Below are 18,888 nucleotides of genomic sequence, written 5' to 3' on the forward strand. Positions count from 1 at the left end.
TCTTTAAGCGGTTCACCTCATCTTTCTTCGCTTCGGTCTGTAGCCGGAGGAGGAGCCACGGATAACGCTGATATCTCCTCCCGCCATTCCTGTGTCATCGGAATATTCAGTGCTGCCAGGGACGGCTCCAGCTGCTCCACACTCCGTGCTCCGATGATGGGAGCCGTAACGGCGGGATGGCTCATAACCCATGCTACAGCCAACGACGCCGGATGCACGTCATGCTCCAGCGCATAATCCGTAAACTTATCGGCAATGGCATAATAAACTTCATCCCGGTAACGCTCGGTATAATTTTTCTGATCGACCAAGCGCCCTTCGGCAGGCTTCCGGTCCTTCCCGTATTTTCCTGTCAGCAATCCTCCGCCAAGTGGGCTGTATGAAATGACGCCGATTTGCTCCGAAGCGGCTAATGGCAGGATTTCAACCTCCGCCTGGCGCTTGGCCAGGTTATACATCGGCTGGATGCATTCGAACCGGGCAAGCCCCTCTTTCGCTGAAATCCCCTGTGCCTTCGCTATCTGCCAGGCTGCCCAGTTGCTGACGGCGGGAAACAGGATTTTTCCCTGCCTTTGAAGGTCGTCCAGCGCCCGCAGCGTCTCCTCCATCGGGGTCTTGGGATCAAAGTGATGAACAAAATATAAATCGAGCCGGTCCGTACCAAGCCGCTTCAAGCTTTGCTCCACCGCAAGCATAATATGACGGCGAGACAGCCCTTTGGCGTTCACATCCTGTCCCATCGCGAAGTTCACCTTGGACGTCAGCACAATCTCATCACGGCAATCCGCGATGCATCTTCCCAATATTTCTTCCGATAGCCCCCGGTTATACACGTTGGCCGTATCGAAGAAATTAATGCCTGCTTCTCTGCAGCGGCGAAACATGGCCCTGGACTCTTCTTCATCCGCCGGACCCCCGAATGACATCGTACCGAAGCAAAGGCTGGATACTTGAATGCCTGTTTTACCTAATGTCCGATATTCCATTTCTTCCTACCTCCTGGTTATTTGATCATTGCTCAAGCTCACTCTGATGCCCTCTCATTTGCGGCGAGCCAGGCATCAGCTGCATAAATTCGATCCGGTTTCCGTCCGGGTCTCTTGCCCAGCATTGGTAGTTCGTATCCTTCCCTTGCTTGGGCTCAACGTCCAAAGGAATCCCGTGCTTTTTTAAATGACCGGCAATCTCATCAATATTCTCTACTTCCAAACAAAGATGATTAAATCCAATAGGCCGATGAACGGGCTCCGGCTTGTTCAAGCCGCCGTAAAACAGCTCAAGAAACTGCCCCTCACACACCCGCAAGTAAACGATCCAAGGCTTGTCCTCTGCATCATGCAGCTCAAAGGCTTTGGCAAATCCAAGCACATCGCAATAAAAATGAAGCGATTTCACCATATCCTCCACCGTAAGCGCCAAATGTCCGATCCGTTTGATTAGCATCCTTACTACCTCCCGTTATCTGAATCCGTCTCCTGCAGGTGTTGTATGAAACTATGGCTGCCTCTTATCATCATATAAAATATTTCGAAGAAATATAAGGACTGACGATGACTTCATTTAGTTACTTCAAGGTAAGGATGCCTGGCGCTATATGATTGCTTCCTCCTCAGCAGGTTAAAACAAAAAACCCGGTCATGGACCGGGCTGCTTCACTTATCGTTTCCCTTTTATCGGGTATGCCGTTTTTCGGCCTCTTCTCGGCCTGACGCTTGCTGTTGAAGCCTTCGCGCCGCCGAATGAGCTGATCAATTTAAAAATCGGGCCCATTTGTTGAAACAGCTTGAACATTTGCTGCGCCTTGGTCATCATCGATATGATGCCGTCAATGCCTCCAAAGCCGCTCAAAAAAGATCCTAAGCCTCTTGTATTTCCGGCTTCTGCGGCAGCCGTTTCCTGGGCTACAGGCAGGGCGCCGGCAGCTCCGCCTCCTCCATCAAAAAAGCCGTTGATGCCTGCTGATCTTGAAGACATAATGTCACTGTCGGTAAACGTATCTCTAGACATGCTGTTTCTTGTTGGTCTTGTCCTCGATGATGGTGCTTTGCGAGGGCTCGCCGTTCTCTTCAGTCCGCGGGCCGACGTCCTTGCCGAAGGTTTGGAGGCATGCATAGATGGCCTCGTCGTTCTGGACACCATGGTCTTTTTCATACGAATCCCTTTCCTTTGCAGTATCCTCATTTTGTACGGGAGTGGAATGCCGCCTGATACTCTCCCACTTGGTTCTGTACTGTACACTATGCGGTAATGGCCGCGATAGCTTGGGTACATGAACCGCCTGCCGATAATTGTGTGTCTGTCCATCGGATGAGGAAGGAGCAATATCTGATCTGCATCTCCTTGTCAAAGCCTTAACCCTTGGGCAGGCAAGGGCGGGGAACCGGATATGGAAGGATTCGCTTGAAATACCTCTTGTTCCAGGATACATGCTCCCTGAGGTCAAAAAAAGATCACCGGAATTCCGGCGATCTCTCAATGTCTCTCCAGAGGATAGACGCTGCTAGCTCTGCGAAGGAACGGTAACCCAGCCCTGGTAGATAGAATAATAGAACATGAATGTGGAGATGGCTCCCAAAACCAGCATAAGGAAGCCGAGCTTTGTTTTTTTCTGGAAAAACAACACGACCGCACCGCTAAAAAAGGACCCCATAATTAAAATAAACAAGATGAACAATACTATCATTCCTGCGAATCTCCTTTTTCGAACCGTTTCTCATTTCTTGCATCAACCCTACTTTACCATTTTTTTCGCTAAAAGCCAAAAAAGCCAGGAGGCATAAGCTTTCCCTGCATCCTAGACTCGGTTATCCTGAATAAGCAAAAACAGTCCGGAACGCTGCTCCGAACGGTTCTCCTCCACATGCAGGCCCCACAGCTGGTTATTGAAGACTCTCCGCCATGCTTACCAGCTGCCTGTCGTCAATATCTCTTCCCGAGATACTGGTATAGGTATCTCCTTCCAGCCAATCGAGCCGGGAATAATTGTCCTTCGTTTTGACGAGAAGCGCCTTGCTGCCTCTTAAAAAGATCTCCTCCATGCTCTCGGGCAGCGTAACGCCTGTAGACAGCGCACTGCGGGGAACCAGCTTATTGTACAAAACCCTCAGCAAATAGTTCTCTTCATTGGTATATACCAAAACAATGTTCCTGGATTTGGTTTCCTGTCCGCTCAAGAATACCAAAGCCTCTTCAAAATGGTAGCCATCCGGCAAAATCTGCGGAATCCCCAGCTGAAAATCCGCATACTGCCGCGCCTCCTCAGCTGTCACCTTCAAAGGATGTTGAATGCCGCTAACGGGCTGCGTTAGCTCCGATCCATCCGATTCTTTATTCGGCGGTGCAGCGACTTTGGCTGATTTTTGCGCCGGAGTCGTCGTACCAAACGCAAAGCCGCCAATGATCAAAATGACCGCAAACGAGCATACGGACAGCATCAGCCTGAAACGTCTGCGGCGCAGCACCTTCCTTTGGAGAACAGGGGCTATATCGTTCCATGCCTCCATTAGCTGTTCCGCTTGAACTCCGGCATCAGACTTACAGCCAGCAGCCGTTTGATGCTTCAAGACCGCTCCTTCAATCATTCGCATTAAATGCTCTTTGATCTGAATTTCATTCTTGTCTGCAAAACGTCTTGACGCCGCCTGCAGAAAGACCGTCTTGACGACAAGCCTCGCGTTCGTCTCGTTCAGCCCCAAGAGCAGACCCGATGCAGCAGCCAGTCGGACATACTCCTCGAACAAAGCGTACTGGACGGAAGACTTGAGAGCAGTGATATCCTCCTTAAATAACAGCAGCCATCCCGTATTCATAAGACCTCCCCAAAGCTTATTCGCTCAAATTCATGCCATCGATAATCCGATTCAGCACGCCTGCCTCAAGCGCACCCTTAACAATGACATTGATTTCCCCAACATTAAGCTCCAGCTCATTGACAGCTGCAGCGGGCTTTGTTAATTCCCGCTTGCCGTCCGGCAAATCCGCATGATCACTATAGGAGCGTTTGCGGACCAGGATCGAGAGCTGCTCAGGCACGTTCTCCTTAACGTAGACCAGCTTGGCAGCGCTGGCCTTGGGCTGGCCGATGGTTATATGGATCGTGACCTCTTGTAATGTATAGCCATCGGGAATATATTTCGGCTCAGGCAGCGCGAACTGCGTTCTGGCCGCCGCTTCCTCCATCGTCACCTTCTCCCGCCGAAAGGCGTTTTCTTCCGGCAAATCCCGATTATCCTTCACTGGTTGAACAGGAAGCTCGTCATCTGGCGGCGGCGGAGCCGTCTTGGCTCCGGCCGTTGATTGGTCCGTACTAGCCACATTCAGGCTCACCGAGCCGCCTTTTACTTTATAGACCATCTCAAACATCGGACGAAATGCTTCCGTAGGCTGCAGGGATTGAAATAAAAAGGTGCCCAAACCTAAAGATGCAGCGGCAAGCCCGCTCCATTTGGCTGCGCGAAGAAATCGGACCCTCTGCCGTTCCTTGCGAAGCTTGGAGCGAATTCGCTGCCACGAGGAATCGGCGTCAGGCACAGCAATCTCGTCAAGCTCACTCCTGCGGACAGCTTCTTCAAACATACGATCAAATTCAGCCTCAAAATCGGATCTGTTCAAGGCTCGTTCACCTTCCAATCACGCTGCAGTTTTTTCTTGATAGCTTCCCTGGAGCGGTGCAGCGTTTGACGGATCTTCTCCTCCGTGACGCCTAACCGATCCGCCATTTCCTTGTAGGATAAACATTCGGTCCAACGCATTTGGATCACCTGACGATAAATCGGCTTCAGCTGATGAATATAATGTATAATAGCCTCCTCGAGCAGCTTGGCCTCCACTTCGGATTCGGTAGAGAAAGCCGGATGATGCGGCAGAGGAACGGCATTTTCAATATAGACGTCATCAGAAAGAAGTTCGTCACGCCTTTTTTTATTTTTTCTTAAATAACTTATGGTTGCGTTGCGGGCAACAGCTCGAATCCAGGCATGAAGCCGGATTTCTTCGATATCATGGGGGCTTTTTCGAATAATGGTCAAAAAGGTATCCTGAATAATATCTTCGGTAGTCGGATGATCCTTCACAATATAGAGGATTAACGGGTAGACGAGCCTGTAAAACTCTTTATATACTTGCTCCTGCAGCATCGGGTCAATAGACCTGATATCGCCGGTCAATAGCAACAATATCGATTTTGACATGATTCCTCCGAAATAAGTACGGTTTACAATTCTGCTCCATCATATAATGCATCGATGGTGAATTGCAGTACTTTTTCAAACTTTTTCCATATCCGAAATCGATCCGTTCACAATTCGGACAAAATTTTCTATATTACCAACTCAATGAAAATTCCACTTTTATGTATAATCATGCACGACTCCCTGCAAAAAAGGCTGCCGAGATGATCTCAACAGCCTGATACAGCAGGAACAATACACTTCCTAACATGGAGCTATGCTTGAACGGCTTGCCGCAAAGAGATTTTGCCTTAGGAGAACAAAGACGCCTCCGCGTGTACCTTCCAGTTTATTCCCCTGATTCATCAAACCATTTGGCGTAAGCGCCGTAGCCTTCCTTCTCCAGCTGATCCTTCGGTATAAACCGAAGCGCGGCGGAATTGATGCAGTAGCGCAGTCCCCCCGCTTCCTTCGGCCCATCCGTAAATACGTGGCCCAAATGGGAGTCGGCCTCCCGGCTCCGAACTTCGGTACGAATCATAAAATGGCTGTAGTCCTGCTTTTCCTTAACGTTAGCCGATATCAGCGGTTTGGTAAAGCTCGGCCAGCCGCAGCCGGAATCGAACTTATCCCTGGAGCTGAACAGAGGCTCTCCCGATACGATATCTACATAAATTCCTTCTTCGTGATGGTCCCAGAACTCGTTTTGAAACGGGGGCTCGGTGGCGTTGTTTTGCGTTACCTCGTATTGCAGCGGGGTCAATTGGCCTTTGCGCTGCTCTTTATCCCGGGTCGTGTTCCAATGCTGTTCGATAAAAGCATCCCGCCCCGAGCCTTTTCTGTACATTTTGTAGCGAAGCGGATTTTTCACATAGTAATCCTGATGATATTCCTCCGCCTCATAAAATTCAGTGGCAGGCACAATCTCCGTCACAACCGGACGATCAAACCGGCCGCTCTGTTCGAGCGCAGCCTTCGATGCTTCCGCCTTCTGCCGCTGCTCCTCGGTATGGTAGAAAATGGCTGTGCGGTAAGACGGCCCTCTATCATGGAACTGGCCGCCGGTATCGGTCGGATCGATCTGGCGCCAGAACGTATCCAGCAGCTTTTCATATGGAAATATTTGCGGGTCAAACGTAATTTGAACCGCTTCGGCATGCCCTGTCGTCTCGGAGCATACCTCCTGGTAGGTCGGGTTCGGTTTATGTCCCCCCGTATACCCTGACACAACCTTCACGATGCCCGGCAGCTGGTCGAAAGGGGTGACCATGCACCAGAAGCATCCTCCCGCAAATGTAGCCAGTTCCAGCCCGCTTTCCTGATTTGTATTGGTTTCCACAGCTACTCACTCCTCTGTCTTAGGTACTTATCCATATACATACCATCATACCAAGAATTCGGCAAGCAACCAAATGGAATGCCGGCGCCTTTTACAGAGGTGCGGGATCAGCTTCCTGACGGTCCAAATGAAGACGGATCAGCATTCCTGCTTGGACAAGTCCGGCCCCAAACCCGTATAAAAGGGCGCTGTCCCCATTATGCACCTTGCCTTCTCTGAGTCCCAAATCCAGCGCAAGCGGGATAGTAGCTGCCGATGTATTGCCGAAATGCACCAGACTGTACAACGCTTTCTCCATAGGAATACCGCTCCGTTCGCAGAGAGGCTCTATCATTCTCAGGTTCGCGCTGTGAGGGATGAACCAATCGACCTGTTCCAAATCCATATGCGCCTTCCGGAGTACTTCCTTCATTCCATCCGGCACCGTCCTTACAACCCATTTGAATACTTCCCTGCCGTTCTGAACTAGCAGCTGCTTATCGATTAATTCAATCCCGTTCCACTGGTTAGCAATCCGGGTTTGATAAATATGTGTGCCGCCGCTGCCGTCCGTAGACAAATGGGCAGACAGGAAGCTGGACGGAAGGTCTCCATCCTCCCGTTCCACGAGCACGGCACCTGCACCGTCCCCGAACAATACGCATGTCGTCCGGTCTGTGTAGTCCGTAATTTTAGTCAGCGTCTCCGCTCCTATGACCAATATTTTGCGATGCAATCCCGATGCGATCAGTCCGTTCGCCATATGTAGACCGTAGACGAATCCGGCGCAGGCGGCACTAACATCGATAGCCCCAGTGGAAGCCGAAATGCCAAGACGGTCCTGCAAAATCGAAGCGGTGCTCGGAAAAGGAAAATCGGGAGTGCTGGTAGCAACGATAATAAAATCGACGTCGGATACGGACTTTCCGTACCGGTGCATCATATCTTTTACGGCAGCCTCGCACAAATCGCTTGTATATTGTTTGGGTTCACTGATTCTTCGCTCACGGATGCCTGTACGCTGAACGATCCATTCATCGCTGGTCTCCACCATGCCCTCCAAATCGTGATTCGTCAATCGTTTTTCAGGCACGTAGGTGCCAATTGCGGTTATTCTGGCTTTTTGGATTTCCACAGCCCATCATCCTTTTTTATTATCAAGTATTAGTACCTAGTACTAAGTTAAATATAACCTCCGCCACCTAATGTGTCAATGGACAATAACTTATGGAATGAAGCGGTACCCCGAGGAGCAAATTAAGGAAGATTCAAGTTCATTGATTCTATAAGGAGGGGACATCTATTGAGATGGTTGGGTCTGATTGCCATCGTGTGGTTCGGAATGTCCGGTCTTCTGCCTGCAGCGGATGCGTCACCGGAAACTCCCGTAAAAGCGGCGTTTATTCGAGGCGGCAATCTATGGGTAAAGGAAGGGGATACCGAGAAGCAGCTGACAAGAGACGGCGGGGCCTCCCATCCGAGATGGTCTTATGACGGGCAATGGATCGCCTATATGAAGGCATCCGGAGAACAAAACAACGAAATATGGGTCTATCACATCAACACCGGTCGTCATGAGCAAGCTTATGGAGGCCGCGGAAGCAACCTCCAGTGGTCGCCAACTTCTAATATTCTGGCCTTTCAGGATGAACTGATTTTGAATATTACCGACGCCGAGAAGGTAACCGGCAATCGCTTCGACAATGTTGCACTTGGGGTCAATAACTACTCTTGGCTGCCGGATGGAACAGGCTTCCTGGCTTCTTCTACCGCGGCTCGTCTGCCGGACGGCTGGACCCGGCCTATTCTGTACAAAATACCGGTCGACGCCAAGCTCGATGAAAAGAAGATCAAGCCCTTTTTCACCATCCCTTCTCAACTGACCCAAGGGAACGTCACGGTGCTCTCTATCGGCACAACCCTCTTCAAGTGGTCCTACGATCGGAAATGGATTGCTTTCGTCGTTCATCCTACGGCTTCGTGGTCGGCGGACAGCGACATGCTCTGCCTGCTTTCTTCCAATGGCAAAACATTTCTACCCCTCGATGAAATGCTGGCGAATACCGGCTGGTTTCAGTGGGCTCCCGTCAAAACACGGCTGGCCTATATTCAAGGCGGAGGAAGAATGGCATTGGAGAACAAGCATTTGAAAATCAAGGAGCTGCCGGCCTTGCACTCTCCGACACTAACACCTGAAGGCTTTGCCGACGGCAATTTTGCATGGCTGAATGAGGATACGATAGTGGTATCCCGTGCTACAGAGAGCAAATGGTCGACCGATCCTGCGGCACGTCCGGTCCCCGTCCTGGTTCGTTTAATGCTTCAGAGCGCCGTGCAGCGTCCTATTACCGCGCCTCCTGCCGGGTTCGGAGACTATTCGCCTGCCTATATTCCTGCAGCGAACAAGCTCGGATGGGTCCGTTCCGACCGTAACCTGGCATCCGTCATGCTGGGACAGCCGGACGGGTCTGGGGCAATTACATGGATCAGCTCCATTGATCTAGGCTCCAACTATTACGAGCAATGGGACTGGAGTGAGGTTCTAAGCTGGTACATAGCCGGTTTTCAAAACTAATTAGGTGACTGCTAACCCTGCCTTTCAAGTGAAATATGGATGACGGCCGTGGAATCTGAGGTATTGATGTAGGAATGGCTGTAATCGCCGCGAAAGCGAATGGAGTCGTACAGCCCCATCTCATAAGACGTATCGCATACATTGATCCGGACCGAGCCCGACATGACGGTCGCTGTCTCAATGAGACCGGCCGGATGATACTCGGAGGAATAGGAGCTGTCAGGCTGCAAAAATACACGATAGCTGTCGGCTATTCCATTCGAGGAACGAGTAAAAATCGGCTCCACCCGAAAAGGGCCGTCTGTAAAATGAATGCCTTCCCCCGAGCGTGACAGTTGAACGAATGTCTCATTCTCGAATAAAGAGGACATGGGAATGGATAATCCGTCGGCAATACGCCAAATGACAGCCAGGCTCGGATTCGTCTCCCCCCGCTCTATCTTCCCCAGTGTCAGCTTGCTGACGCCGGTGAGATCCGCAAGATCATCGAGGCTCAGCTTCCGTTCCTTGCGCATGTGCCTAAGCTGATGTCCAATTCTCCGCACCATCTCCATCATGTCCTGCTCCGTATCTTTCGGTAAATCCAATCCAGTCCACCTCACAAAAATAAATTATAGTTTACTTTTCTGCAATATAAGTATATTATAGTTTACTGTCAGAAGCAATCGTGATGCAGACCTAGAAGCCCATTTTTCTTTCGCTGCAGACTTATATTTTCTTAAGAAGGAGTCTTAATCATGAGCAATAATGCATCGTCCTCTTCCTTACAAGCCCAGGCAACTGGAACAGCTCGCAGCGGCAGCCTGCTGCTTATGCTCGGCGTCGTGCTGATAGCTTCGAATTTACGCGCATCCATCACGGTCGTAGGCCCTCTCACTTCGACCATTCGAGCGGAGACCGGCTTATCGAATGTGCTGGCCAGCTTACTGACGGCATTCCCGCTGCTCGCATTTGCCCTGCTGTCGCCATTGGCACCCGGAATAGCCAGGAGGATCGGAACGGAGAAAACTTTATTCGCAAGCCTTATCGCACTGACCTTAGGGATCCTGCTGCGCTCTGTTCCGGGCGTCGCCCCACTATTTATCGGCACAGCCGTCATGGGCGCGGGTATCGCAGTAGGCAATGTTCTGCTTCCCAGCCTCATTAAACGTGATTTTCCAGGCAAAGTCGGACTGCTGACCGGTCTCTACTCCATGTCCATGAGCACTTGGGCCGCCCTGGCTTCGGGTATCAGCGTTCCTATTTCCAGCGGGCTCGGTCTTGGTTGGCGAGGGTCGCTCGGCTGCTGGGCGGTACTCTCCATAGCGGGACTTATCGTTTGGCTGCCGCAGCTTCGTTCCACGCAGTCCAAGAGCACGGCGGCAGCCGCACAGAGCGCTTCCATCAGCTTGTGGCGTTCTCGCCTCGCTTGGCAGGTAACTCTGTTCATGGGGCTGCAGTCTCTGGCATTTTATGTAACGATCGCTTGGCTGCCTGCCATCCTGCATGACAGAGGGATGAGCCCGACCACGGCTGGCTGGATGTTATCCCTGATGCAAGCCGTCAGCTTGCCGTTCTCCTTCATCATGCCGACGTTAGCCGGCAGAAGGGCCAGTCAACGCGGATTGGTAGCCTTCAGCGCCTGCTCCGCTTTGCTGGGCTATGTCGGACTGCTGCTCACAAGCTCTCCATCCATTGCTCCGCTCTGGATCGTTCTGATCGGAATCGGGCAGGGAGGCAGCATCAGCTTGGCGCTTGCCTTCTTCGCGCTCAGGTCGGCAACTCCTGCTCAAGCTGCCGTGCTCTCGGGGATGGCCCAATCCTTGGGTTATCTGCTGGCCGCAGTAGGGCCTATCTTGATCGGTTGGCTGCATGACTTGACCGGCGCTTGGTCCGCTCCGCTGCTCGTGCTTATCATCGCAACTGCATTATACTTGATGTGCGGGATTGGGGCCGGCCGCAATATCCAGATTGGCTCCTCCGCTAAACGATAATTTTATGGAATGAAAAAAAGACATCGCCCTCAAACTCCAAAGCGATGTCTTTTTTTACATTCCATTTATGCGAAAAAGGTTTCCAATTGCTTCACCAGCTGCTGCTTTTCGTTATCAACAACGGTCTGGTACTGTGTTTTATCGAACAGGCCTTGGATTTCCAGCGGGAACGTCTGTTCGATACGAACCAGCTCGATGGACTCGTTGAACTTGGCCGGATGAGCGGTAGCGAATACGACACACACTTCGTCGTCGCCGCTGCAAGCTTCGTATGCGGAGACACCGCAGGCCGTATGCGGATCGAACAAGTAGCTGTATTGCTTGTAATACTTTTCGATAACCTGAAGACAATCTTTGCCTTGAACCCCTTTGGATTCAAAATCAGCTTGAACCTTTTGAAGCTCCTCGCCGGCTATCTCAATTTTGCCTTCGGAACGGAACTGGTTCATAAGAGAAGCTACCTTTTCCGAATTTTTCCCGGTCAAGTAGTACAAATACCGTTCGAAATTGCTGGCAATTTGAATATCCATGGAAGGGCTGTAGGTGCTGTGGAATTCTCCAGGCATATATACGCCTTCTTTAACGAAACGCTCCAGGATATTATTCTCATTGGTAGCCAAGATCAGCTTGCCTACCGGAAGACCCATTTGCTTCGCCAAATAGCCCGAGAAAATATTCCCGAAGTTGCCTGTAGGCACGCTGAAGTTGACCTTGCCTACCGGTTTGGATTTGGAAATTTGGAAATAAGCATAGAAGTAGTACACGGTTTGCGCCAAAATCCTTACAAAGTTGATGGAATTGATGGCACGCAAATGATATTTATGCTTGAAATCCACATCCGCGAACAGCTCTTTAATGAACTGCTGACAATCATCGAAGTTGCCTTTGACCGATAAGTTCAGCACATTTTCATCCTGCACCGTCGTCATCTGAAGCTCTTGAACCTTGCTTACCTTTTGATGAGGGTGGAGGATGCAAATCCGGATTCCTTCTTTGCCCCGTACGCCCTGAATGGCTGCCGCTCCGGTATCCCCTGAGGTTGCACCGAGAATATTAATGATTTCATTTCTTTTGGTCGCTACATAAGAATACAGATTGCCCATGAACTGAAGCGCGACGTCTTTGAATGCAAAGGTCGGCCCATGGAACAGCTCCAGCACATACAGCGAATCATTGATTGGTTTCAGAGGCGTTACGTTCTCATCCCTGAAGGTAGAGTAGCTGTCATAGATCAGCTTTCTCAGATCCTCATAAGGAATTTCGTCATTTGTAAAATAAGAGAATATTTCAAGCATCAGATCCTGGTAGGACAGGCTTTCCCATTCCTTCAGCTTCTGCTCCGAGATCACCGGAATTTCACTTGGAATGACCAGACCGCCGTCGTTGGCAAGCCCCATCAGGAAGGCGTCGATGAATCCACATTTCTCTACTTTTCCTCGCGTGCTAATATAGTCCATACTAATCCCCTTCGCGTACGAAAATTCACTTCATTATACCAAAAAGTCGGCTTATTATGAACAAGAAAAGCGTTAAAGTGCGAAAGGTTTACAAATTCGGCTGTTTATCGACTTTTTTCGTCAACTCTGGTAACGAAAAACATTACAAAAATAGGCCCTAAACGTGGTATGCTTGTACCAGGGGGTGAAAGAATGAATTATATCGTGATAGACCTCGAATTTAACGGAAGAAAGCATTACGATATTTATCCCATGGAAATCATCGAGATTGGAGCCGTCAAGCTGAACGAGCGGCTGGAGGTCATCGATACATTTCAAAGCTATATTAATCCTAATTTCTATATTAATAGATTTGCCCTGCAATTTTGCGGAATTTCCAAAGAAACGCTGCACCGAAGCAAACGCTTTGCCGAAGTGGTACAAGCCTTCCGGAAATTCTGCGGCGAGGAGTATACGATGCTAGCTTGGGGCGGAGGCGACTTTTTCCACCTGTTCCTGGATTGCAAGGTGAATCAGCTGAGCGATGAATGGCTCGTCAACCTGCTGGATGTGACCGCCTATTTCGAAGGCGGCCTGCAGCAAGCGCTGGCAGACCATCATCTCGAACCAATCGGGCAGCATCACTCGGCATTGGATGATGCGTTAAATACGGCCCAGCTGCTTCAATTGAAGCCTGAGGTGGTTGCTTCTACCGATTATTTTGTCCCTAATCAATTTAAGCTATGTACCGGGGGCATTAAAAAATGGATCACTCTATCGTTGGATAATGCGTTGGAAAAAGAGCAGACGTTAACCTGGAATCAGTTCATCAAGGATGAAAAGACCCGCAAATATGTGGAAGTGATGAAGCTGAGCGCTGAGGAAATCGAGATGGTGAAAGAGCTGTTCACCAAATTTTTCCACGCCAAATACGGCAGAAAAGCCAGAAAGCAGCAGCTCGCCTAAGCTCAAACAGGCTCTTTACGACAAAAACCGTCCTTATCAAGGACGGTTTTGCCGTTTATGGACACTTATTTACGATCCTGATCCGGATCGCCAGGGCTGCATACCCCATCGCTGCAAGCCTGGCCAGATTCACCTTGAATCATTTGAAGCGGCTGCTCTTCTTCCCATACCTGCTGCAGTACTTGAAGGAACGTCTCGCTTGGCTGAGCGCCCGACACGCCGTATTTGCGGTTAATGACGTAGAACGGCACCCCGTTCACTCCCAATCGGCGAGCCTCCTCTTCGTCCGCCCGCACTTCGTCGGAATATTGGTTGCCAGCCAGCATGGCTGCCGCTTCTTCCCGGGAAAGTCCGGCCTGACCCGCAATTTCAATTAATGTCTCATGCTCGCCTACATGAAGCGAATCGGTGAAGTATGCTTTAAATAACAGCTCTGCTGCCTCTTTACCTTTGCCGTGCTCCGCGGCGAATTGGATTAGACGATGGGCGTCAAACGTATTCGTCAAGATCATGGTGTCGAATGCAAAGTCGAGACCTACTGCCTTGGCTTGTTTTCCTACATCCGCATTCATTCCCTTGGCCTGTTCCACGCTCATTCCGTATTTGGAAGCCAGCATCTCATGGACGTTCTGGCTGGAATGCCTTGGCGAGCTCGGATCAAGCTCGAAGCTGCGATAGACGATCTCCACTTCCTCTTTATGGGCAAACTGCTCCAGCCCGGCTTCAAACCGTCTTTTACCGATATAACAGAACGGACACATGATGTCCGACCAAACTTCCACTTTCATCCCGATTACCTCCCCAGTTTGCTTTAATGAGTCACAGCTTATTATATAGCTTTCCTCCCCCGTCTACAATGAACGGGCGAAAGCAGGTCCGAGCCGGGTACGGTTCGTCATTCGTAAAATACATAGCACAATCAAAATTTCTCCGGTTAGTCCAAGCGATTGCGCCAAAGCCCCGATAGATCCGCTCCAGCCCGGAACAAGCTTAACTAGAACGTATAGGGTAACCAGCGTCACGATAACGTTAAACGCCTGCGACCATACCATGATTCGGGTCTGCCCCCTAAGCATCACGATGCCATGACAGTAGTCCAGCCACGGAAATACCAGATTCATAATCATAAAAAAGCGGAGAGCTCTCAAGCTTTCGTTCATTAACGGGCTTCCCGCCTGCAACCCCAGCCCATGCTCCATGAACCAGGGGCCGACTGACGTATACGCAAGAATAGATAACAACCCTGCGGGCAGCAGACTCATCAGCAGGGCAAAGCGGAATACATGCCCGGCGCTCACATGGTAAAAGTTCAGAACGATCTGATGCATATACGAAAAGAAGCTCTGCATTAAATGCGCCAGATTCAACGCGATGGCAAAGGAAGCAATAGCGAGCTCCATATTCCACGTCTGGCCAAGAAACGCATTGATAGACGGATCAATGATCACCGCCAGGAAGGAGGAATACATTAAGGGCCGATAAAACCGGAATATAGGGCGCTTGCTTGTGATCGGATGTCCCTCGAGCTTTTCCGGAATCGAATGCTTCAGCAGAGACCGGCCTTCGATAACGCTAATAATACATTCTATCGCCATCCCGATGAGAAAAATAAGCGCACCTACGGCTCCGCTCGTCACCCTGTCAAAGGCTACAAAATAAGCCGCCACAAGGAACATCCCTACCAACCGGATAGCCATCCCGATCGTGAGCCATTTGGTCCGCAGGTTGTATATAATGATGCCATGGTACAAGCACCGGATACCGGAAAATAGAATGACGAAAATGAGCAGCTTGAATACGCTCATAATTTCGGGAAGCTGTTCGCTGCTTGCCCCGAAACCATGCAGAAAGACCCAATCTCCAAGCGGAGTATAACTGATGGCCAAACCGATCACGAAGCTGCACAGCAATAGACACATCGCGATATGCGACATTGCTCGAAACGATACCCGGTCACGCACCAAAGCGGAACAAGTCTGTCTCAGCAAAACCGCAGGCCTTTCAATGACGTCCATCAGGCTCAAGGCTATGCTGTAGCTGGCAATCATAAGCTCCGGATGATCGGCTCTGGCCAAGGTTCCGTTAATAATGATATGGGAGATCATGACCAGACTGGCCGAGGCACCCAGCGGAATGAAGAAGGCCAGCAGCTTTCTATAAGATAATCGTTGCTCTTCTAATTCATCCGGATGCATCGTTGCATTGCGGCTGTCCATGTATCGAGGTCCTCCATCGTTTAGTCGCTTCCTGTGCCTCTCCATCATACGTATTCCATGCCGTCTAACCATATCCTTCCTTTTATCCAATGAATAAGCTCCGCAATGCAAAAAAAGCCCGGCATATCGCGAGGATATACCGGACTTGTCGAGATTCGCCTGCCGCTTAGGAGAAATTGAAATACTCTTTGGCGTTGTTATAACAAATATTTTGAACGATGGTGCCGAGCAGCTCGAGATCGTTAGGAGCCTCTCCGTTCTCGACCCATTCGCCGATCAAATTACATACAATTCTTCTGAAGTACTCATGTCTTGTGTAGGACAGGAAGCTTCTGGAATCCGTCAGCATACCGACAAAGCGGCTGAACAAGCCCAGGTTCGATAGAGCTTTCATTTGCTCGATCATGCCGTCCTTAGTATCAAGGAACCACCAAGCGGAGCCCAACTGAATTTTGCCTGGAACGCCTCCACCCTGGAAGCTGCCCATAATCGTGCCCAGCACATAATGGTCTTTAGGGTTCAAGGAATACAGAATCGTCTTAGGCAATGCATCTTCGCTATCCAAAGCGTCAAGCAGCTTGGCAAGAGGATATGCAAGAGAGCTGTCGTTGATGGAGTCGTAACCGGTATCCGGACCGAGATTGCCGAACATACGGCTGTTGTTGTTGCGTGCAGCATTAATATGGAACTGCATAGCCCAGCCCAATTCCGCATACAGCTTGCCCATAAAGACAAGGGTATACGTTTTGTACTGCTTTTCTTCTTCAAGGCTTACGGCTTCGCCCTTCAAAGCTTTGGCAAAAATCGCAGCCGCCTGCTCTTTCGTTGTTTCAGCGTAAGCAACATAATCCAACGCATGGTCAGACACGCGGCCGCCGACTGAATGGAAGAAACGAATTCTTGATTCCAGCGCCGCCAGCAATTGATCGTAGCTGTCGATTGCTTGACCGGCAACTTGCCCCAGCTTCTCTACCCATGGCAGGAAGGTTGCGCGGTTGATTTCAAGTCCTTTATCCGGACGGAATGAAGGAAGCACCAAGACGTCGAAATCTTTGATGTCTTTGATTTTAATGTGGTATTCCAAGGAATCCGTAGGATCGTCAGTGGTACATACGACTTTGACGTTCGATTTCTTGATGAAATCTCTCGCTCCGAAGCCTTCGCCGTTCAGTTGAGCGTTTACTTTTTCCCAAATGGCAGGGGCATTCTTCTCGTTAAGCAGATCATAAATGCCAAAATAGCGCTGCAGCTCCAAGTGGGACCAATGATAAAGCGGGTTGCCGATCGTTTGCGGAACGGTTTTGGCCCATGCAAGGAAACGGTCATAATCGGAAGCGCCTTCGCCGCCGGTAACGAATTTCTCTTCCACTCCATTGGATCTCATTGCTCTCCATTTGTAATGGTCTCCGTACAGCCAAGCTTCCGTAATGTTTTTGAATGTTTTGTTCTCGTAAATTTCTTGCGGGCTCAAATGGCAGTGGTAGTCGATAATCGGCATATCCTTAGCGAAATCATGATATAAACGTACTGCCGTTTCGTTAGACAACAAAAAGTTCTCGTCGAGAAATTGCTTCATACAGGAATCATCCCTTCTCCCATGATTGTTAATTATGACCAAGCCGAAACGTGCTGTAAGCACCTTTCGGCCTGGATGATATATTACTTGCCCAACAGATCCAAATGCTTGCCGATATGAGAAATCAGCGATTGCTCGAATGCTTCCTCTTGGTCGCTCAACGTGCTGTAGAACTCGTCTTTAAACAACGATTTGCCTTCCGCATCCTTCGCTTGAAGCAGAATACCATAAGTGATATGGATCACTTGGCGGGCATTGTTCTCGTTCATGTACGTATCGGCCAGATCCGCGTCAGCCACTTGGTCCAATGGAACGATTTTGCTTAGATCGGTCGTTACATGGTAATAAGCTGTCGCTTCTTCAAAATGCTCCAAAGCATATTGATGCATTCTGCGGTACAAGCTTGGGTTAACTTTCGCTACCGTTCTAACAGCCTCCAGCCAGTTGGTTCCCGCTGTTTTCACATGGAAACGGCCTTTGGTGTATTTTCCGATAATCGGGAATACGCTGAACTTGTCACTACCGGAGTGGATACTAAGCTTGTACCCAAAATCGTCAGCAATCCCTGCATGGATGATCAATTCTTTCTCGAATTGCGCGATGTCGCCGATGTAGTCGATCCCTTTTTGGAATTCGCCGATGAAACGAGGCGCCATGCTGTAGATTGTCAAGCCGCGGGCGTACAATTCTTTAGCTACCAGGAAGTGAGACTCAGGAGCCGTAGGAGTTGCCGTTTCGTCGATCGAGATTTCGAAGTCGATTTCGCGGTCAGCCGTTTTGATATATTTGTTGAAAATATGCTCCATGAAGTCGATAGCAGGTCCGTAGATGAGCACGTTTTTGATCAATGTTTCTTTGTCAAACGTAATGGAAGTTCCGGCTACTTCGAAGGTTTGGTTCAGGTAGCGGGACTCGTAATGCTTGCGGATTTCTTCGGACAAAGCATTGTATTTAGCTGCTTGATCTGCCGCGGAGGAACCTTCGATAGAGTTATCGATGTACTCGGAGCAGTCCAGAGTCAGCATGGTGAAGCCAAGGCCAAGCGCCAATTCAATGTCGGCCTCTACTTTCAAGTGGTCGCCGTCAGCGCCGAAGCCGTCTTTGTAGCCTTCCTGGAATGCCGCGAAGCAAGCAGCGTCAACAACTTGCTTATAATCGCGGCCCGTCAGGTTCAATTCACGAATACTTTGCTGCGCCAAGATAGGGCGAACATTTCTGCCGCGTACGGTTTTGATATGACCAGGAGAAGCGATGCCAAGACGGTCGCCAAGACCGATCGTCGCCACTTGCGTACCGAATGCGCGAGGCACGGTATAATCGAAATATTTATTAATAACCAGACGGTTTTCATGTGTTAACGGGCAGGCTTTAATACCGCCTTCTACAGTTCCTTGAAGCTCGTCGAACAATGGACCCTCGCCGACAGCCAAAATCAATTTGGTCTGACCATCCTTCACCATAACCAGCTTCACGTTTCCGGACTCAGACAATGAATGCGGATACACTTTGATGCCATTAGCGTCGATTTGGTTCACGTTACCCTCTTTTACTGCTTGGGCGATCGCCTGAAACTTGCTCATGAATAAAGCCTCCTTGAATAATAAGATAATTCGATCATAGCGCAAAATCATACCACTTTCTTCGCCTATTTTGTCTAATT

At 49.9% G+C, this 18,888-nt stretch carries 18 protein-coding genes; 3 read left to right on the forward strand and 15 right to left on the reverse strand.

Annotated features, from left to right (window positions below; translation table 11 throughout):
• Positions 1-17: 17 nt before the first annotated feature.
• The 9 genes from GGC63_RS13625 to GGC63_RS13665 form a co-directional block, all read right to left on the reverse strand.
• Positions 18-986 (reverse strand): aldo/keto reductase, encoded by a 969-nt coding sequence (locus GGC63_RS13625; RefSeq protein WP_192702783.1) that lies wholly within the window; start codon positions 984-986, stop codon positions 18-20.
• A gap of 25 nt (positions 987-1,011) precedes the next feature.
• Positions 1,012-1,443, reverse strand: coding sequence for a VOC family protein (locus GGC63_RS13630; RefSeq protein WP_192702784.1), 432 nt, complete (start codon positions 1,441-1,443; stop codon positions 1,012-1,014).
• 213 nt (positions 1,444-1,656) lie between these two features.
• On the reverse strand, positions 1,657-2,151 hold the full coding sequence (locus GGC63_RS13635) for a hypothetical protein (protein WP_192702785.1): 495 nt from the start codon (positions 2,149-2,151) through the stop codon (positions 1,657-1,659).
• 349 nt (positions 2,152-2,500) lie between these two features.
• Positions 2,501-2,683, reverse strand: coding sequence for a hypothetical protein (locus GGC63_RS13640; protein WP_079910128.1), 183 nt, complete (start codon positions 2,681-2,683; stop codon positions 2,501-2,503).
• A 196-nt stretch (positions 2,684-2,879) separates the two neighbouring features.
• A complete protein-coding gene (locus tag GGC63_RS13645) occupies positions 2,880-3,809 on the reverse strand; it encodes a DUF4367 domain-containing protein (RefSeq protein WP_192702786.1) in 930 nt (309 codons plus the stop codon).
• A gap of 16 nt (positions 3,810-3,825) precedes the next feature.
• Complete coding sequence (locus GGC63_RS13650) at positions 3,826-4,611, reverse strand: hypothetical protein (RefSeq protein WP_192702787.1); 786 nt, start codon at positions 4,609-4,611, stop codon at positions 3,826-3,828.
• Positions 4,608-5,189, reverse strand: a complete 582-nt coding sequence (locus GGC63_RS13655; protein ID WP_192702788.1) for an RNA polymerase sigma factor — start codon at positions 5,187-5,189, stop codon at positions 4,608-4,610. Before GGC63_RS13655 ends, GGC63_RS13650 begins: the two co-directional genes overlap by 4 nt.
• Positions 5,190-5,517: 328 nt before the next feature.
• On the reverse strand, positions 5,518-6,507 hold the full coding sequence (gene msrA / locus GGC63_RS13660; protein ID WP_318781049.1) for a peptide-methionine (S)-S-oxide reductase MsrA: 990 nt from the start codon (positions 6,505-6,507) through the stop codon (positions 5,518-5,520).
• Positions 6,508-6,598: 91 nt separating this feature from the next.
• Positions 6,599-7,621: a ketoacyl-ACP synthase III gene (locus GGC63_RS13665; protein ID WP_192702789.1), complete on the reverse strand. Its 1,023-nt coding sequence runs from the start codon at positions 7,619-7,621 to the stop codon at positions 6,599-6,601.
• Between the two features lie 168 nt (positions 7,622-7,789).
• On the opposite strand from GGC63_RS13665, the gene GGC63_RS13670 reads away from it, so the two are divergent.
• Positions 7,790-9,061: a translocation protein TolB gene (locus GGC63_RS13670; RefSeq protein WP_192702790.1), complete on the forward strand. Its 1,272-nt coding sequence runs from the start codon at positions 7,790-7,792 to the stop codon at positions 9,059-9,061.
• Between the two features lie 11 nt (positions 9,062-9,072).
• Here GGC63_RS13670 and GGC63_RS13675 read toward each other — a convergent pair whose 3' ends face one another.
• Entirely contained in the window at positions 9,073-9,648 is a 576-nt protein-coding gene (locus tag GGC63_RS13675) for a helix-turn-helix domain-containing protein (protein WP_225948178.1), read from the reverse strand.
• A 150-nt stretch (positions 9,649-9,798) separates the two neighbouring features.
• Here GGC63_RS13675 and GGC63_RS13680 point away from each other — a divergent pair, with 150 nt between their 5' ends.
• The gene (locus GGC63_RS13680) at positions 9,799-11,034 is read left to right on the forward strand and encodes a CynX/NimT family MFS transporter (protein ID WP_192702791.1); all 1,236 of its coding nucleotides are present in this window, start codon (positions 9,799-9,801) and stop codon (positions 11,032-11,034) included.
• Positions 11,035-11,099: 65 nt separating this feature from the next.
• Here the strand turns inward: GGC63_RS13680 and thrC are convergent, their stop codons facing one another.
• A complete protein-coding gene (gene thrC / locus GGC63_RS13685) occupies positions 11,100-12,491 on the reverse strand; it encodes a threonine synthase (RefSeq protein WP_192702792.1) in 1,392 nt (463 codons plus the stop codon).
• A 192-nt stretch (positions 12,492-12,683) separates the two neighbouring features.
• Here thrC and GGC63_RS13690 point away from each other — a divergent pair, with 192 nt between their 5' ends.
• On the forward strand, positions 12,684-13,436 hold the full coding sequence (locus tag GGC63_RS13690) for a 3'-5' exonuclease (RefSeq protein WP_179135969.1): 753 nt from the start codon (positions 12,684-12,686) through the stop codon (positions 13,434-13,436).
• Between the two features lie 65 nt (positions 13,437-13,501).
• Here GGC63_RS13690 and GGC63_RS13695 read toward each other — a convergent pair whose 3' ends face one another.
• The 4 genes from GGC63_RS13695 to GGC63_RS13710 all read right to left on the reverse strand — a co-directional run bounded on the left by GGC63_RS13695 (position 13,502) and on the right by GGC63_RS13710 (position 18,808).
• Positions 13,502-14,224, reverse strand: a complete 723-nt coding sequence (locus GGC63_RS13695; RefSeq protein ID WP_192702793.1) for a DsbA family oxidoreductase — start codon at positions 14,222-14,224, stop codon at positions 13,502-13,504.
• A 63-nt stretch (positions 14,225-14,287) separates the two neighbouring features.
• Positions 14,288-15,652, reverse strand: coding sequence for a multi antimicrobial extrusion protein MatE (locus tag GGC63_RS13700; RefSeq protein WP_225948179.1), 1,365 nt, complete (start codon positions 15,650-15,652; stop codon positions 14,288-14,290).
• 166 nt (positions 15,653-15,818) lie between these two features.
• Complete coding sequence (gene uxaC, locus GGC63_RS13705) at positions 15,819-17,228, reverse strand: glucuronate isomerase (protein WP_192702794.1); 1,410 nt, start codon at positions 17,226-17,228, stop codon at positions 15,819-15,821.
• Between the two features lie 83 nt (positions 17,229-17,311).
• A complete protein-coding gene (locus tag GGC63_RS13710) occupies positions 17,312-18,808 on the reverse strand; it encodes a tagaturonate epimerase family protein (RefSeq protein ID WP_192702795.1) in 1,497 nt (498 codons plus the stop codon).
• Positions 18,809-18,888 lie beyond the last annotated feature (80 nt).

Source organism: Paenibacillus sp. OAS669 (assembly GCF_014873645.1).
GTDB lineage: Bacteria > Bacillota > Bacilli > Paenibacillales > NBRC-103111 > Paenibacillus_S > Paenibacillus_S vulneris.

Bases quoted from the DNA above. Each gene is read 5' to 3' on its own strand.
- thrC (WP_192702792.1), bottom strand. From the start codon at position 12,491: ATGGACTATATTAGCACGCGAGGAAAAGTAGAGAAATGTGGATTCATC.
- uxaC (WP_192702794.1), bottom strand. From the start codon at position 17,228: ATGAAGCAATTTCTCGACGAGAACTTTTTGTTGTCTAACGAAACGGCA.
- GGC63_RS13680 (WP_192702791.1), top strand. From the start codon at position 9,799: ATGAGCAATAATGCATCGTCCTCTTCCTTACAAGCCCAGGCAACTGGA.
- GGC63_RS13645 (WP_192702786.1), bottom strand. From the start codon at position 3,809: ATGAATACGGGATGGCTGCTGTTATTTAAGGAGGATATCACTGCTCTC.
- GGC63_RS13625 (WP_192702783.1), bottom strand. From the start codon at position 986: ATGGAATATCGGACATTAGGTAAAACAGGCATTCAAGTATCCAGCCTT.
- GGC63_RS13700 (WP_225948179.1), bottom strand. From the start codon at position 15,652: ATGGACAGCCGCAATGCAACGATGCATCCGGATGAATTAGAAGAGCAA.
- GGC63_RS13640 (WP_079910128.1), bottom strand. From the start codon at position 2,683: ATGATAGTATTGTTCATCTTGTTTATTTTAATTATGGGGTCCTTTTTT.
- GGC63_RS13695 (WP_192702793.1), bottom strand. From the start codon at position 14,224: ATGAAAGTGGAAGTTTGGTCGGACATCATGTGTCCGTTCTGTTATATC.
- GGC63_RS13690 (WP_179135969.1), top strand. From the start codon at position 12,684: ATGAATTATATCGTGATAGACCTCGAATTTAACGGAAGAAAGCATTAC.
- GGC63_RS13635 (WP_192702785.1), bottom strand. From the start codon at position 2,151: ATGAAAAAGACCATGGTGTCCAGAACGACGAGGCCATCTATGCATGCC.
- GGC63_RS13710 (WP_192702795.1), bottom strand. From the start codon at position 18,808: ATGAGCAAGTTTCAGGCGATCGCCCAAGCAGTAAAAGAGGGTAACGTG.
- GGC63_RS13655 (WP_192702788.1), bottom strand. From the start codon at position 5,189: ATGTCAAAATCGATATTGTTGCTATTGACCGGCGATATCAGGTCTATT.
- GGC63_RS13630 (WP_192702784.1), bottom strand. From the start codon at position 1,443: ATGCTAATCAAACGGATCGGACATTTGGCGCTTACGGTGGAGGATATG.